Below are 15,466 nucleotides of genomic sequence, written 5' to 3' on the forward strand. Positions count from 1 at the left end.
GGCCAGGTTGGCCGGGGTGGATCAGTCCGTTTCCGTAAGGGAGCGGACGCTGCGGACGTGGCTGCTGAAAGGCCTGCAGCGTGTCGCTCCGGGAAGCGCGGACCCGCACCACGAGGAGTCCCCGCCCATCAGCACTCCTGGTGGCAGGTGATGTGCCTGACAGGCGTGGACTACTTCTCCACCCTGGGCTACCAGCCGGGCATCGCCGCCCTGGCCGCGGGGGCGCTCAGCCCGATCGCCACGATGCTGCTGGTGGCGCTGACCCTGTTCGGCGCCCTGCCGACCTACAGGGCCGTGGCCAAGGAGAGCCCCAACGGGCTCGGTTCGCTGTCGATGCTGGAGCGCCTGCTGCCCGGCTGGCGCGGCAAGCTGCTGGTGCTGTTCCTGCTCGGCTTCGTGGCCACCGCCTTCATCGTGACGATCACGCTGTCAGCGGCCGACGCCACCGCCCACCTGCTGCACAACCCGTTCGTTCCCGCGTTCCTGTCCGGCTGGCAGGTGCCGGTCACGCTGGCGTTGATCGCCGCGCTGGGCGGGGTGTTCCTGGTCGGCTTCAGCGAGGCCATCTCGATCGCCATCGTCCTGGTGGCCGTCTACCTCGTGCTGAACGCGGTCGTGGTGGCCGCGGCGCTGCACAGGGTGTTCACCGAGCCTTCGTTGATCACCGACTGGCAGTCCGTGCTGACCAGCCAGCACTCGAGCCCGATCGCGATGATCGCCGTCTCGCTGTACGTGATGCCCAAGCTCGCCCTCGGCCTGTCCGGGTTCGAGACGGGTGTCGCGGTGATGCCCCTGGTCAAGGGCGACCTCGTGCAACGGATCAAGGGCGCGCGCCGGTTGCTGACCACCGCGGCGCTCATCATGAGCGTCTTCCTGATCTCCTCCAGCTTCGCCACGGCCGTCCTCATCCCCGCCGAGGAGTTCGCCGAGGGCGGCGCGGCCAACGGCCGAGCCCTGGCCTACCTGGCACACGCCTACCTGGGCGACTGGTTCGGCACCGCCTACGACCTGTCCACCATCGCCATCCTGTGGTTCGCCGGGTCGTCCGCGCTGGCGGGGCTGCTCAACATCGTGCCCCGTTACCTGCCCAGGTACGGCATGGCCCCCGACTGGTCGCGCGCGGTCCGGCCGATGGTGCTGGTCTTCACCGCCATCTCCTTCCTCATCACCGTCTTCTTCGGCGCGGAGGTGGAGTCGCAGGGCGGCGCCTACGCCACCGGCGTGCTCACGCTGATCCTGTCGGCGGCCGTCGCGGTCACCCTCTCGGCCTGGAACGGCGGCCGCACCCGCGCCGCGGTCTCCTTCGGGATCATCACCCTGATCTTCGCCTACGCCACCGCCGCCAACATCGTCGAACGCCCCGACGGACTGGTGATCGCGCTGCTGTTCGTCCTGGCCATCGTGATCACCTCGCTGGTCTCCCGAGCCACCCGCTCCACCGAGCTGCGCGTCACCGGCATCTCCATGGACGACCTGGCCCGCCAGTACGTCAACCAGTGCGGCGACCTCCGGCTCATCGCCAACGAACCGCACGCGCGCGACCAGAGGGAGTACGTCGACAAGGCCCGCGAGGCGTGGGAGCTGCACCGCCTGCGCACCGGCGAGGGCCTGCTGTTCCTGGAGGTGAGCGTGCCCGACGCCTCGGAGTTCGCAGGAGAGCTGCGCGTGGTCGGCGAGGAGCGCCACGGCTTCCGCGTCCTGCGCATGGAGAGCACGACGGTCGCCAACGCCATCGCGGCGCTCCTGCTGTACCTGCGCGACCAGACCGGCAAGACGCCGCACGTCTACTTCCACTGGGCCGCCGAGGGCAACCCCATCGGGGCGCTGCTGCGGTACTTGGTCTTCGGCGGCGGCGACATCCCGCCCCTCACCCGCGAGGTGCTGCGCCAGGCCGAACCCGACGCCGATCGCCGCCCCGTCGTCCACGTCGGCTGAGGGGCCGCCCACCGACGTCCGCGCCCGCGCATCTGGCCATTTGCCCCGGCTGGGCCGCTGACCACGCGTAAGGTATGCGGGAGCGGGGTTGACCCCCTGCGGAGAGGGGCTGGTGCACATGACGGTTCTCTCAGCGGACGTGCGCTTCGACGCGGCCCATCCGGTCGTGCGCCTGTCGGGTGAGCTGGATCTCACCTCGTCCGCGGTCCTGCGCGAGGCGATCGAGACGGCGCTGGGCTGCCGTCCCGCCACGGTCGAGCTCGACGCCGAGGCCCTGACGTTCTGCGACTCTCAGGGGCTTCGCGCGCTGTTGCAGGTCCAGCACTGCGTCACGAACGCGGGCGCCGCCCTTCGCCTCACCCATGTGCACGGCACGTTCCTGCGCGTGCTCGAGCTCACCCAGCTCGACAAGGCCTTCGCCGTCGACTCGGCCACCGGCAGGGGAGCCGGGGACACGCGCGCGCGAGCCTGACGCTTGCGCCGAAGGGAAAGATCCGGAAATGTCGCGCTATGCGACATCCGGAGTCCAGCCGCCTGTCGGCCGCCATTCGTCAGGAGCTCGCCTATGTCCGCACCCAGCTGAAAGCCCTCGGCGAACGCGGCTCGCACCAGCGCTTCGAGCTGAGGCAGATCGCCAAGGCCACGCTGGCCGCCGTGCTGGCCTGGCTGCTGGCCGACCGGTTCCTCCCGCGTGAGACCCTGTGGATCGCCCCCGCCACCGCCGTGATCATGGTGCACGCCACCGTGTACAAGACCCTGACCAACGGGCTGCGCAAGGTCGCCGCCGTGGCCGCAGGGGTCATCCTGGCCGGCAGCATCGGCCACCTGCTGGGCCTGACCGCCTTCACCCTCGTCCTGGTCGTCCCCCCTGCCCTCGTCGCGGCCCGCTGGCACCGGATGGGCCGCCACGGCACCGACGTGGCCACCACCGCCGTGCTCATGCTCTCCTTCGGCGCCGCCTCCCAGGAGCGCTATCTGCTGGCCTACGTGATGGCCACCGCCATCGGCGCCCTGTGCGGAGGGGTGGTCAACTCCACCCTGTGGCCCCCGCTGTACCGCAGGCGCCCGGACACCGCCATCGAACGGCTGAGCGGCGAGATGTCCGCCCTGCTCGACGACGTGGCAGGGGCGCTGCGCGACGGCTGGGACCTGTCGGGCCTGCCGTCGTGGCGCCACCAGACCGACAGGCTCGACGAGCACCTGGCCGAGGCCGCCGCCACCGTCGCCGACAGCGCGGAGAGCCGCCGCTACAACCTGCGTCAGCGGGACAAACCCGACGGAGACGAGCACGTCCAGCTCCTGCGGGCGCTGACCGAGATCGGCGTGCACCTGCACGCCATCGTGCGCGCCCTGGCCCACCTGGACCACCAGAACGACCTGGCCGCCACACCCGACGACCTCAGCGACCACTACGCCCGCGACTACTCCGTCCTGCTGGAGCTGATCGCCGACATCGTGACCGGCCGCGTCAGACCCGCGGGCGTCGGCGAGAGCGCCGACTCCGGCCCTGACGCCTTCGCGCGGGCCCATGCCCAGGCCGACCACATCCGCGACCAGATGACCACGCAGATCCAGGCGGGGGCCCTCGACCATCCCCGTGGCTGGGCCATCAGCGGAAGCCTGCTGACCGACGCCGAGCGCATCCTGAACATCCTGGCCACCCTGCGCACCCCGGCCTGACATCAGCCGCGTCGGGCGGGTCAAGGCGGGGTCCACTGCCCGCCCACCGAGTCGACGGTAGACCCTTCGCGCCTGCGACCGGAGTCGAGGTCAAGGGGGGGCGGACGGTCATCTGTCGTCGGGAGAGGGCATCTGCTTGGCGGCGTGCTCGGGGCTGTCGCAGAAGGTGAAGCCGGTCGGGCTGAGCGCCGTGAGCCGCCGCCTGAACTCCTCCGACAGCCCTGCCACGAACATCACCCCCGCCGAGGTCTCGTTGACGCGCTGCTGCGCGGTGACCAGGGCCGCGATGCCGATGGCGTCCCAGAAGGTCACCTCGGTCAGGTCGAGGACCAGCCGCGGCGCCGGGTGCTCCGACAGCAGGGCCTGCACGGCGGTGCTCACCTCCTGCGCCGCCTGCTGGTCGAGGTCGCCCGAGAGCGCCAGCTCGACATGGGACGGCCTGGCGTGACGGACCAGGCTGAATCGGGGGAGGCGATCGTCGCGCGGCAGGTCGAAGGCGACCGTGACGACGCTGCCCGGCGAGGCGGACCGCACGGTGAGCCTGTCGGCGAGATAGCGGGCGATCCACAGCCCGTGCCCGTGCTCGTAGGGCCACTGGTCGGCGGGACGGCCCGCGGACCGCTCGCCCGCCTTGACCCTGCCCTCGTCGCTGACCTGGCAGTGCAGCGCCCCCGCCTGCCTCCACAGCCGCACCCGCCCGGCGCCCGCGCCGTGCAGGACGGCGTTGGTGGCCAGTTCGTGCACGGTGATGATCAGGTCGCTGGCCCTACCCTCCGGCAGCCCGGCCTGCGCGACGTGCGCCTCGAGCGTGGCCCGCAGCGCGTAGAGCGAGTCGCCGTCGAAGTGCTGGTCGAGGATGAGCGGCGCGCCCGCGGGCAGCTCGCCCCCGCCGTCGGCGGGCGCCTGTGGGGTGTTCAGCGTTCCGTCACCGGTCATGGACGGTCACCAGACTGACGCCGGGAACGGCCGCCGCGCCCAGCAGGACGAATCGCGCCGCGACCGCGCCGCCGCAACGCAGGAGGACCCTGCGGGCGGGGGCCAGGCTCCGCGCCGCGTCGATGATCATCCGGGTGCAGGACAGGTCGATGAACGACAGCTCGGCCATGTTGACGGTGATGTCGCCGTCCACCCTGATCGCCTCGGCCAGCGCCAGCGCCAGCGAGTCCTCGGCCGCCTGGTCGATCTGCCCTGCCAGCCTGATGCCCGGTGGCGCGTACTGGCGGCAGATCCGCAACAGCGGGTCGTTGTGGTAGGTGGCCGCGGCGACCGAGCGCGTATGGAAGGCCGAGACCGAGGCCAGTGTCACGGGGTCGAACCGGTCGCGGTCGTACTGGCACAGCACCGACGCGCTGGTGCCCGACAGTGCCACCGCCATCTCCTCCTCGAACGCGGGCAGCTGCTCGATACCGCTGATCGGGCGCAGCGCCCAGCTCATGTCGAGAGCGATCCTGAGCCCCGCGTATCCCTCGCGTTCGGTCGCTGCCATCTCATCGCGCAACCACCCCATCGCGTGCTCGACCGCGAAGCTCTGCCCAGCCAGCAACCCGTCCTGACAGGCCCTGATCTCCATCCGGCCCGCCTCGGACGTGGACTGCGTGGCGATCCCCCTGCGGTTCAGCTCGATCAGCGCTCCCTGCGGCTCCTCGCTCAACCATACGACGCGCTGGCCTCCGGCCAGGCCGTCTCTGATGTAGGCGGCGGTGAGGTCGAGCAACTCCTCGGGCTCGCCGAAGGTGAGGCAGGCGTGATCGTTGAGTCTCAAGTCCGTGATCTGCGTATCCGCATCCAACGTCATCACGCCACCATCCCCACCGCGGGCCCTGTGCCGCGTTCCGCACCGTCAACCGCCCAAGGATAGTGATCAATCGTCCTGGCGGAGGCGTCAATGCCACACACCCTCAGCCGCCTCCCCTACCCTCAGACCGGACGCTCACCAGGCGCGCGCCGGTTTCGGCCGGCGCGGCGGTGGAAGGAGCGCTGTGTGACAGACGTCTGGGATGTGCTGGTCGTCGGCGGCGGCCCCGCGGGCGCGGCCGCCGCCCTCCGCGCCAAGCAACTGCGTCCCGGCGCCGCCGTGCTGCTGCTGGACCGCGACGACTTCCCCCGCGACAAGGCCTGCGGCGACGGCATCGCCGCCCACGGCAGGGACGAGCTCGGCCTGCTTGGCCTGCCCGACCTCATCGCCGACTACCGGCCGACGCAGCGCCTGTCGGTCATCTCCCCCGGCGGAGTACGGGTGTCGGCCAGGGTCGCCCGCCCCAACCACGTCGTGCCCCGCATGGTGTTCGACGCCCGCCTGGTGGAGGCGGCCCGCGCTCGCGGCGTGGTGGTGCGCCGCCACCGCGTCCGCTCCCTGACCTCCCAGGACGGCAGGGTCGTCGTGGACGGCGAGCTGACCGCCCGCTCCGTCGTCGCCGCCGACGGAGCCCACTCCACGCTGCGGCGCCTGCTCGGCGCCCGTCCCACACCCGAACGACACACCGCCATCGCCGTCCGCGGCTACGCCGACATGCCCGACGACGAGGACGCCCAGCTCATCGCCATGCAGCGGGCAGGCTGGCCGGCCTACGCCTGGGCCTTCCCGATCGGCGACGGCACCGCCAACGTCGGCTTCGGCATGCTGCTGCCGACCCTGCACGCCACGGGCCTGCCGGGACGGCAGGTGCTGCACGGCAGGCTGGCCGAGCTGCTGCCGCACCTGCCCGCCCGCGACCTGCGCGCCCACCACCTGCCGCTGTCGCCGGGCCGCCCGAAGCCCGGCGTCGGCAAGGTGCTGTTCGCGGGCGACGCCGCCAGCCTCATCAACCCCCTCACCGGCGAGGGCATCTACTACGCGCTGCTGTCGGGCAGGCTCGCCGGCGAGGCGGCCGTCCTGTCCGCGGGCGACCCGCTGACCGCCTACCGGCGCCGGCTGCGCGCCGCCCTCGGCAGGCACCTGCTCACCACCGACGTGCTGGCCCGCGCCGCGCAGTCGCCCGGCTTCATCGACGCGGCGATCGCCACGGCCGCCCGCCGTCCGGAGGTCTTCGACCTGCTGGTCGAGGTCGGCCTCGGCGCGGGGACGGTGCCCGCGCCGCTGGCGGCGGCCGTCGTGAGCCGCTGGATCAGGACGAACCTGGGCGCGCGCGGCTAGGCGGTGAGCCTGGCGCCGTTGGCGACCAGCAGCGCGACGTCGATGCCGGCCACCGCTATCGCGGCGACGAAGGGGGCCTTCGGCCACCTGCCCGCGGCCGGCAGCCCCGCCGTCAGTCCCGCCGCCGTCGTCGCGCCCGCGGCGGCGAGCGCGACCCAGGCGGCGGGCGTCGCGCCGTACGAGCCGAAGGCCAGCAGCGCGGTGGCGGCCAGCAGCGGCAGCGGCACCAGCGCCGAGACCCGTGCGCGCCCGAGCCGCTGCGGCCAGCCGCGCACGCCGGCGGCCAGGTCGGAGGCGATGTCGGGCAGCACGTTGGCCAGGTGCGCGCCCACTCCCAGCAGGGCCGCGGCCAGCACGACCCACCAGGACGGCCACGGCCCGCCGGGCAGCCCGAGCGTCACGAAGGCCGGCAGCGCGCCGAACCCCACCGCGTACGGCAGCCAGGACAGCCGCGTCGCCTTCACCCCGAGGTCGTAGGCCCACGCCGCCACGACGCCCACCAGATGCGCCAGGCCCGCGACCACCCCCGAGGCCAGCGACAGCGGCACGCACAGCGCGAGCGCCACGACCGCCGCGTCACGCACCGCCGTCGCGCTCACCACACCTGCGACGACCGGCTTGTCCGTGCGTCCCGCGGCCGTGTCGCGACCGGCGTCGACCGCGTCGTTGCACCATCCGATCGACAGCTGACCGGTCAGGACCGCGGCGAACACCAGCACGCATCCGGCCGCGTCGCGGCCGCTCGCGACGGCCAGCACGGTGACCAGAACGGTGACCGCGAGCGTCGGTCCCGGATGGCAGCTACCGGCCAGCCCCCTGAGCGCGCGCGCCGTGCCCATCGTCCGTCACACCCACTCGATCATAGGCAGCTCGATCATAGGCAGCTCGATCATAGGCAGCGAGGATTCATGCCATCCCATGGGCATAGTAGCCACCGGTTCGGGCACCCTTCCGGCAACCGCTACCGGAGGGCCTTCGATGACCTGGATCGCAGCCGTTCACGGCGTCCTGCCCCCCAACCGCTACCCGCAGGCCGACCTCACCACACTGGCGGCCCGATCCTTCCTCCCCGAGGGCGCCGACCGGCGCCTGCTCGAGCGCCTGCACGCCGGCGCCAAGGTCGACCAGCGCCACCTGGTGCTGCCCCTGGAGGAGTACGCCAAGCTCGACGGGTTCGGGGCGGCCAACGACGTCTTCGTCACCGCCGCCGTCGACCTGGGGGTCGAGGCGGTCGCGGGCGCGCTGGAGCAGGCCGGCCTCTCCCCCGCGGACGTCGATCTGATCATGTTCACGTCGGTCACCGGCGTCGCGGCGCCCTCGATCGAGGCCAGGGTGGCGGGCCGCCTCGGGATGCGGCCCGACGTCAAGCGGATCCCGATCTTCGGCCTCGGCTGCGTCGCGGGCGCGGCCGGCATCTCCCGTCTGCACGACTACCTGCGCGGCTGGCCCGACCACGTCGCCGTGCTGCTCTCGGTCGAGCTGTGCTCCCTCACCCTGCAGCGCGGGGACGCCTCGCCCGCCAGCCTGGTGGCCAGCGCCCTGTTCGGCGACGGCGCCGCCGCCGTCGTGGTCTGCGGCTCCGGACGCCCCGCCAGGACGGGCGCGCCCACCGTGATCGCCACCCGCAGCCACCTCTATCCCGACTCCGAACAGGTCATGGGCTGGGAGGTCAGGGACAGCGGCTTCGGCGTCGTGCTCGACGCGGGCGTCCCCGACGTGGTGCGCACCTACCTCGCCGACGACGTGCACGGCCTGCTGGCCGACCACGACCTCACCACGAAGGACATCGCGGCCTGGGTGTGCCACCCGGGTGGACCCAAGGTGCTCGAGGCCGTGGCCGACGCCCTCGACCTGCCCGCCGGGGCTCTCGACCTGACCTGGCGCTCCCTGGCCGCCATCGGCAACCTGTCCTCCGCCTCCGTCCTGCACGTGCTGCGCGACACGCTGCGCCTTCGTCCACCGCCGTCCGGGACCCCCGGGCTGCTCGTCGCGATGGGCCCGGGGTTCTGCTCCGAGCTCGTCCTGCTGCGCTGGTAGGCGCCGATGCCCTGGTACTCGCTCCTCATCGTGCTCGTCGGCCTGGAGCGCCTGGCCGAACTCGTCGTCGCCCGCCGCAACGCCAAGTGGAGCATGGCGCGCGGCGGAGTCGTGCGCGGGCAGGGCCACTACCCCTGGATGGTGGCCCTGCACACCGGCCTGCTGGCCGGCTGCCTGCTCGAGGTCCACCTGGCGGACCGGCCCTTCGTCCCGGCCCTCGGCTGGCCGATGCTGGCCCTCGTCGTCGCCGCCCAGGCGCTGCGCTGGTGGTGCATCCGCGCCCTCGGCCCCCGCTGGAACACCCAGGTGATCGTGGTGCCAGGGCTGCCCCTGGTCACCTCAGGCCCCTACCGGTTCAGCCGGCTGCCCCACCCGAACTACGTGGCCGTCGCCGTCGAAGGCGCCGCGCTCCCCCTCGTGCACGGCGCGTGGGTCACGGCGCTGACCTTCACCGTGCTCAACGCCGCCCTGATGGTGGTGCGGATCCGCTGTGAGAACGAGGCGCTCGCCACCCTGGCCGACGGACCCAGACCGGCCACCTCGTGATCGACATCATCGTCGCGGGCGGCGGCCCCGCCGGTCTGGCCACCGCGATCCACGCGGCGCTGGCCGGCATGGACGTCGTCGTCGTCGAACCGCGCGCCGCCCCCGTCGACAAGGCCTGCGGCGAAGGGCTGATGCCGGGTGGCGTGGCCGCGCTGCGGGCCATGGGCGTCCAGGTCGGCGGCCATCCCCTGCAAGGCATCGACTACATCGACGCGGCCACCCGCGCCAGGGCCAGCTTCCGCCACTCCCCTGGGCGCGGCGTGCGGCGCACCGAACTGCACGCCGCGCTGACGGCGCGCGCCGCCGGGCTCGGCATCCCGATCGTCACCGGGAAGATCACCCAGGCCCGCCAGGACGAGCACGGCGTCGAGGCGGCGGGGCTGCGGGCCAGGTGGCTCGTGGCCGCCGACGGCCTGCACTCGCCGCTGCGCGCCTGGCTCGGCCTCGGCCTGCCCGATCGCCGCCCCCACCGCTACGGCCTGCGCAGGCACTACCACGTCGCCCCCTGGTCCGACTACGTCGAGGTCCACTGGTCACAGGGCGGAGAGGCGTACGTGACCCCGGTCGGCGACGACCTCGTGGGAGTGGCGATCCTGACCTCACAGCGGCGCGGCTACGACGAGCATCTGGCCGCCTTCCCCGCGCTCCTGGACAGGCTCGCGGGCCCCGCCGCGACCCCCGTGCGCGGCGCGGGGCCCCGCTGCGCCAGCGCGTGCGCACCCGCGTGGCAGGCCGCGTCCTGCTCGTCGGCGACGCCGCCGGATACACCGACGCCATCACCGGCGAGGGCCTGTGCCTTGCCGCCCTGTCGGCGCGCGCCCTCGTGCGCTGCCTGGCCGCCGGCCGCCCCCAGGACTACGAGCGGGCGTGGCGGCGCCTGTCGCGCACGCACCGCCTGCTCACCGGAGCCCTGCTGAGGGCCGCGCACCGGCCGGGTACCGCCCGCCTGGTCGTCCCCGCCGCCGCGCGCCTGCCCGCGGTGTTCACCACCGTGGTGCGCGCACTGGCCTGAACGGCGCGCCCGCTCCGGCTCCTCGATCCTGCGTCCTCGATCCTGCGTGCCGCCCCAGGGATTCGAACCCTGACTGTCCGCGATCTGAACACGGTGCCTCTCCCAGTTGGGCTAGAGCGGCCTTGCTGAAGTGCCCGTCGCGGTGCCCGCTCGGCAGCGGGCCCTCCCACGGGCTCTGCCGATGCCGCCGCGTGGCCGGCGAGCGCTGGCAGCCATCGGGCGGCGCAGGAAACGACCGCCCGGGAAGGGAAGACTGAGGCCAATGGAACGAAAGAGCCGCCAGGACGACTGTCCACGGCGGCCACAGGAGCGATCCCCGAAAGGACTACCCGAGAGCCCGCCAGGACAGCAGGGCAAGCCAACTCAGCTGGAGAATCACGACCGCCCCTTTCCTGTTCCACCGTTGATCCGGCTCTTTTCCGATGTCACGACAGTAACCCGCGCGATTCCGGCGTCGCCACTCATTTAAATCGGCCGCAGTGCCTCACGCCCGCGACCGGTGAGCGCCCTGTGCGCCCTGCACACCCGCCGTCGCCGCCGACCACGTACGGTGCCCCCATGACTTATCGCGTCGCCATGGACATCGGCGGCACCTTCACCGACGTGGTCTGTTACGACGAGCGGAGCGGCGCCGTCGTGGCCTCGAAGGCGCCGACCACCCCGGGAGACCTCGCCGAAGGCGTCTTCGCCGCGCTCGGCCGCGTCGTGGACGACCCCGCGCGCATCTCCTTCTTCGTGCACGGCACCACCCAGGGACTCAACGCCCTCCTCGAACGCAAGGGCGCCCGCGTCCTGCTGCTCACCAGCGCCGGCGCCCGCGACGTCTACCAGATCGCCCGCGGCAACCGCGACCGCATGTTCGACCTGCGCTACCGCAAACCCACCCCGCTGGTGCCCCGTGGCGACGTGATGGAGGCGGCAGGCCGCCTCGACTGGCGCGGCGAGGAGCTCCACCCCCTCGACGAGCAGGCCGTACGGCAGGCCGCCCATCGCGCCAGAGCCGAGGGCTTCGACGCCGTCGCCGTCACCCTCCTGTTCTCCTACGTCAACCCGGCCCACGAGATCCGCGCGGGGCAGATCCTCGCCGAGGAGCTCGGCGACGACGTCCTCGTCGTGCTCAGCCACGAAGTCGCCAGGGAGTGGCGCGAGTACGAGCGCACCTCCTCGGCCGTGCTCGAGGCCTACACGGGCCCCGTCGTCCGCGCCTACCTCGCCAGGATCGAGCAGCGCTTCGCCCAACGCGGTCTCACCGTCCCCGTTCACGTCATGCAGTCGTCCGGCGGCCTGGTCAACGCCGGCTACGCGATGAGGCGCCCCCTGCAGACCCTCCTGTCGGGACCGGTCGGCGGGACCATGGGCGGGGTCGCCGCCGCCCGCCTGCTCGGCCGCGACAACGCCATCTGCGTCGACATGGGCGGCACCTCCTTCGACGTCTCCCTCGTCGTCGGCGGGCGGCCCGACGTCAGCGCCGAGGCCCGCATCGAGGGCTTTCCCGTCCTGATGCCCATCGTCAACCTCCACACCATCGGCGCGGGCGGCGGCTCCATCGCCTACGCCGAGGCGGGCGCGCTGCGCGTCGGCCCCGAGTCGGCGGGGGCGGTACCGGGACCGGCCTGTTACGGCAGGGGCGGCACCCGGCCCACCGTGACCGACGCCAACGTCGTCCTCGGCCGGGTCGACCCCGCCTGGTTCGCCGGCGGCCTCATGCGGCTCGACACCGACGCGGCGGGCGAGGCCGTCGCCACCCTCGCCGCAGAGCTCCACATGGACCCCCTGCAGCTGGCCGAGGGCATCTGCGACGTCGCCAACGCCAAGATGGCGCAGGCCATCCGCACGCTCACGGTCGAGCACGGCGTGGAGCCGCGCGAGTTCGCCCTGGTCGCCTTCGGCGGCGCGGGCGCCATGCACGCCGTCTTCATCGCCAGGGAGCTCGGCATCGGCGAGGTCGTCGTCCCCCGCTTCCCCGGCGCCTTCTCCGCGTGGGGCATGCTCGAGGCCGACGTGCGGCGCGACCTGACCCACCCCTACTTCCGCCAGCAGGACGACCTCGACGGCCGCGACATGGCCGCCGCCCTTGCCGAGCTGCACCGCCAGGCCGAGTCCGCCCTCACCGGGCAGGGCGTCCCCCGCTCCAGGCAGCGCGTCGAGCACGCCGTCGACATGCGCTACGAGGGCCAGGACTACACCCTCACCATCCCGCTCACCGGCGCGGACGAACCGGCGGGCGAGGGCTTCCTCCAGACCGTCGCCCAGCGCTACGCCGAGGCCCACACCAGCCGCTACGGCCACGCCACCCCCGAGGCCCCCGTCGAGTTCGTCATGCTGCGCAGCACCGGCTTCGGCACCTTCCCCAGGACCGCCACCGCCGCGCCCACCACCGAGGAGCACCCGCCCGCCGTACGGGACGTCATCTTCGACGGGCAGGTCCACCGCACCCCGGTCCTGCGCAGGAACGCCATCGACGGCGAGCTGGAAGGTCCCGCGATCATCGTCGAGGAGACCGCCACCACCGTCGTCCCGCCCGGCTGCCTCGCCGCCCTCGACGCCAACGGATTCCTGATCATCAAGGTGACCTCATGATCGACCCAGTGACCACAGAGATCATCCGCTGCGCGCTCCTGCAGGCCGCGGAGGACATGAACACCACGCTCATCCGCTCCTCCTACACCCCGGTCATCTACGAGGCCAAGGACTGCGCCGTCGCGCTCATGGACCGCGACCACAACGTCCTGGGCCAGTCGAGCGGCCTGCCGATCTTCCTGGGCAACCTGGAGGTGTGCACCCGCGAGACCGAGCGCATGTTCGGCCGCGACGTCTGGCAGGAGGGAGACGTCTGGGTGCTCAACGACTCCTACATCGGCGGCACCCACCTCAACGACGTCACCGTCTACGGCCCCATCTTCGTCGAAGGGGAGCTGGCCGGGTTCGCCGCCTCCCGCGCCCACTGGCTCGACATGGGCTCCAAGGACCCCGGCGGCTCCATGGACTCCACCTCCATCTTCCAGGAGGGCCTGCGCATGGGCCCGATGAAGATCTACGAGGCCGGACGGCCATGCCGCGACCTGCACGAGGTCATCGCGCGCAACGTCCGCTTCCCCCACGCCACGCTCGGCGACATGCGCGCCCAGGTCGCCTGCGCCATGACGGGACAGCGCCGCCTCGCCGAGATCGTCACGCGATGGGGTCTCGACACCGTCACCGCCGCCCGCGACGAGATCTTCGCCCAGACCGAGCGCCTCGAACGCCAGGCCATCGCCGCCATCCCCGACGGCACCTACACCGCGGGCGGCCACCTCGACAACGACGGCATCGACCTCGCCACCCCGCTGCCGGTCAACGTCACCGTGACCGTCGAGGGCGAGACCGTCCACGTCGACCTCACCGACTGCGCCGGCCAGACCACAGGGCCGGTCAACTGCGGCGCCGCCCAGGCCGTCGCCGCCGTCCGGGTCGCCTACAAGCTGCTCGTCAGCGGCGAGGTCCCCCTCAACGGCGGCTCCTTCCGCCCCCTCGACGTCACCACCAGGCCGGGCTCCATGCTCGCCGCCCAGTCGCCGGCCGCCTGCCAGTACTACTACTCCCACCTCGGCCTGCTCATCGACCTGGTCGTCAAGGCCCTCGCCCCCGTCCTGCCGGGCAAGGCCGCCGCCGCCTCCTACGGCGACTCCCTCATCGTCCAGTTCACCGGCACCGACCCGCGTACCGGCAAGCTGTACGTCTCCCAGGAGGCCACCGTCGGCGGGTGGGGCGCGTGGGAGGGCGGCGACGGGGAGAGCGCCCTCATCAACAACGTCAACGGCTCCCTGCGCGACATGCCGATCGAGGTCCTCGAAACGCTCTTCCCCGTGCGCGTCACCCGCTACGAGGTCCGCCCCGACACCGGCGGGCAGGGACAGTGGCGCGGCGGCAACGGCGTCGTCCGCGAGTACGAGTTCAGCGGAGACACCTCCCTGTCCCTGTGGTTCGAGCGCTCCGTCACTCCGGCGTGGGGCCTGGCGGGCGGCGCGGCGGGCGCACCGCCCCGCGTCGTCCTCAACCCCGGCACCGACGCCGAACGCCACATGCTCAAGGTCAACGCCCTGCCCGTCAAGGCGGGCGACGTCCTTCGCTGCGAGTCAGGAGGAGGCGGCGGCTACGGCCCGGCCGCCCGGCGCGCCCCCGAGGCCGTCGCCGACGACCTCGCCCAGGGCATGACCACTCGGTAGGACCGGCGAACTCCCCGCCGCGCCCGGTCCGGCGCGGCGGGGAGCCGGGCTACTCCTTGATCATGTCCACCAGGCGCGTCAGGCTGTCGGCCCCGTGACCCGCCTCGACCGCCCTGTCGATCATGTCCCTGATCGGCGCCAGCACGTCACCCCGCAGCCCCAGCTCCTTGCTGGCCTCGAAGAAGTTCGGCATCGCCAGCTGGTTCATCGCCAGCGCCGACACCTCCGTCGTGTACTCGCCGGAAACGACCTCCTCGGCCGCCTCCGGTGTACCCGCCATCATCGCCGCCAGCCACGCCGTCAGCATCGGCGCGAACTCCCGCACGTCACCACCTGACGCCCGCACCATCGCGAACGCGTGGTAGATCCCGCCGAACATGCCGTACATGCCGCTCAGCAACGCCAGGTCGTACAGCGCGGCCGCGCCCGCGTCCTCGCCCATGAACCGCGCCTCCGCCAGCACCTCCAGCGTGGCGCTGTGCTCCTCGAAGGCCTCCCGCGAGCCGCTGTAGAGCACCAGCGCCCCCGGCCCCGCGATCACCTGCGGCACCGCCATGATGCCGCCGTCGACGTAGCGCCCGCCCAGCTCGGCCACCCTGGCGGCGACCTCCCGCGCCTGCGCAGGCGTGCCGTTGGTCAGGTTCACCAGCACCCTGCCCTCCAGCGAACCGGCCTGCTCCAGCACCCCGAGCACCGCGTCGTTGTTCACCACGCACACCACCACCAGCGAAGAGGCGCCGACCGCCGCCGCCACGCTCTCCGCGCGGCGCGCCCCCTCCACCTCCTTTCCAGCCGAGCGGTTCCACACCGTCGTCCGAAGTCCCGCGTTCACGAAGGCGCCCGCGAGCGCCCTGCCCATCAGGCCAAGCCCGATCACCGTCACTGAAGTCATGCCCACCACCCTGCGGCGACGCCCTC

Annotated in this window: 13 protein-coding genes and 1 tRNA gene; 9 read left to right on the forward strand and 5 right to left on the reverse strand. The window is 72.6% G+C overall.

Annotation, left to right across the window (positions count from 1 at the left end; all coding sequences use genetic code 11):
- Nucleotides 1-150 precede the first annotated feature (150 nt).
- The 3 genes from FHR33_RS44200 to FHR33_RS44210 all read left to right on the forward strand — a co-directional run bounded on the left by FHR33_RS44200 (nucleotide 151) and on the right by FHR33_RS44210 (nucleotide 3,615).
- Nucleotides 151-1,935, forward strand: a complete 1,785-nt coding sequence (locus tag FHR33_RS44200; RefSeq protein ID WP_221242546.1) for an APC family permease — start codon at nucleotides 151-153, stop codon at nucleotides 1,933-1,935.
- A 118-nt stretch (nucleotides 1,936-2,053) separates the two neighbouring features.
- Complete coding sequence (locus tag FHR33_RS44205) at nucleotides 2,054-2,407, forward strand: STAS domain-containing protein (protein ID WP_183661217.1); 354 nt, start codon at nucleotides 2,054-2,056, stop codon at nucleotides 2,405-2,407.
- 38 nt (nucleotides 2,408-2,445) lie between these two features.
- Nucleotides 2,446-3,615 (forward strand): FUSC family protein, encoded by a 1,170-nt coding sequence (locus FHR33_RS44210; protein ID WP_183661219.1) that lies wholly within the window; start codon nucleotides 2,446-2,448, stop codon nucleotides 3,613-3,615.
- A gap of 108 nt (nucleotides 3,616-3,723) precedes the next feature.
- Here FHR33_RS44210 and FHR33_RS44215 read toward each other — a convergent pair whose 3' ends face one another.
- Both FHR33_RS44215 and FHR33_RS44220 read right to left on the reverse strand, forming a co-directional pair.
- Entirely contained in the window at nucleotides 3,724-4,551 is an 828-nt protein-coding gene (locus tag FHR33_RS44215) for an ATP-binding protein (protein ID WP_183661220.1), read from the reverse strand.
- Nucleotides 4,541-5,377, reverse strand: coding sequence for an MEDS domain-containing protein (locus tag FHR33_RS44220; RefSeq protein ID WP_183661222.1), 837 nt, complete (start codon nucleotides 5,375-5,377; stop codon nucleotides 4,541-4,543). The genes FHR33_RS44215 and FHR33_RS44220 overlap by 11 nt, the downstream gene beginning before the upstream one ends.
- Nucleotides 5,378-5,596: 219 nt before the next feature.
- Between FHR33_RS44220 and FHR33_RS44225 the strand changes: the two genes are divergently transcribed.
- A complete protein-coding gene (locus FHR33_RS44225) occupies nucleotides 5,597-6,748 on the forward strand; it encodes an NAD(P)/FAD-dependent oxidoreductase (protein WP_312896055.1) in 1,152 nt (383 codons plus the stop codon).
- On the opposite strand, the gene FHR33_RS44230 is transcribed toward FHR33_RS44225, so the two are convergent.
- A complete protein-coding gene (locus FHR33_RS44230; RefSeq protein ID WP_183661229.1) occupies nucleotides 6,745-7,587 on the reverse strand; it encodes a UbiA family prenyltransferase in 843 nt (280 codons plus the stop codon). The two genes, FHR33_RS44225 and FHR33_RS44230, sit on opposite strands and share 4 nt — an antisense overlap.
- A 139-nt stretch (nucleotides 7,588-7,726) precedes the next feature.
- On the opposite strand from FHR33_RS44230, the gene FHR33_RS44235 reads away from it, so the two are divergent.
- From FHR33_RS44235 to FHR33_RS44245, 3 genes are read left to right on the forward strand one after another with little or no spacing between them, the layout of a single operon-like run.
- On the forward strand, nucleotides 7,727-8,785 hold the full coding sequence (locus FHR33_RS44235; RefSeq protein WP_183661232.1) for a type III polyketide synthase: 1,059 nt from the start codon (nucleotides 7,727-7,729) through the stop codon (nucleotides 8,783-8,785).
- A 6-nt stretch (nucleotides 8,786-8,791) separates the two neighbouring features.
- Complete coding sequence (locus FHR33_RS44240) at nucleotides 8,792-9,331, forward strand: isoprenylcysteine carboxyl methyltransferase family protein (RefSeq protein ID WP_183661234.1); 540 nt, start codon at nucleotides 8,792-8,794, stop codon at nucleotides 9,329-9,331.
- Nucleotides 9,328-10,248 (forward strand): NAD(P)/FAD-dependent oxidoreductase, encoded by a 921-nt coding sequence (locus FHR33_RS44245; protein ID WP_221242547.1) that lies wholly within the window; start codon nucleotides 9,328-9,330, stop codon nucleotides 10,246-10,248. Before FHR33_RS44240 ends, FHR33_RS44245 begins: the two co-directional genes overlap by 4 nt.
- A gap of 142 nt (nucleotides 10,249-10,390) precedes the next feature.
- Here the strand turns inward: FHR33_RS44245 and FHR33_RS44250 are convergent.
- Nucleotides 10,391-10,464, reverse strand: a tRNA-Leu gene (locus FHR33_RS44250).
- Between the two features lie 437 nt (nucleotides 10,465-10,901).
- On the opposite strand from FHR33_RS44250, the gene FHR33_RS44255 reads away from it, so the two are divergent.
- Together FHR33_RS44255 and FHR33_RS44260 are read left to right on the forward strand one after the other, a co-directional pair.
- A complete protein-coding gene (locus FHR33_RS44255) occupies nucleotides 10,902-12,923 on the forward strand; it encodes a hydantoinase/oxoprolinase family protein (RefSeq protein ID WP_183661237.1) in 2,022 nt (673 codons plus the stop codon).
- Nucleotides 12,920-14,548, forward strand: a complete 1,629-nt coding sequence (locus FHR33_RS44260; protein ID WP_183661239.1) for a hydantoinase B/oxoprolinase family protein — start codon at nucleotides 12,920-12,922, stop codon at nucleotides 14,546-14,548. The genes FHR33_RS44255 and FHR33_RS44260 overlap by 4 nt, the downstream gene beginning before the upstream one ends.
- 49 nt (nucleotides 14,549-14,597) lie before the next feature.
- Here the strand turns inward: FHR33_RS44260 and FHR33_RS44265 are convergent, their stop codons facing one another.
- On the reverse strand, nucleotides 14,598-15,440 hold the full coding sequence (locus FHR33_RS44265) for an NAD(P)-dependent oxidoreductase (RefSeq protein WP_183661242.1): 843 nt from the start codon (nucleotides 15,438-15,440) through the stop codon (nucleotides 14,598-14,600).
- Nucleotides 15,441-15,466 lie beyond the last annotated feature (26 nt).

The organism is Nonomuraea dietziae (assembly GCF_014195505.1).
In the GTDB taxonomy this organism is placed as follows: domain Bacteria; phylum Actinomycetota; class Actinomycetes; order Streptosporangiales; family Streptosporangiaceae; genus Nonomuraea; species Nonomuraea roseola.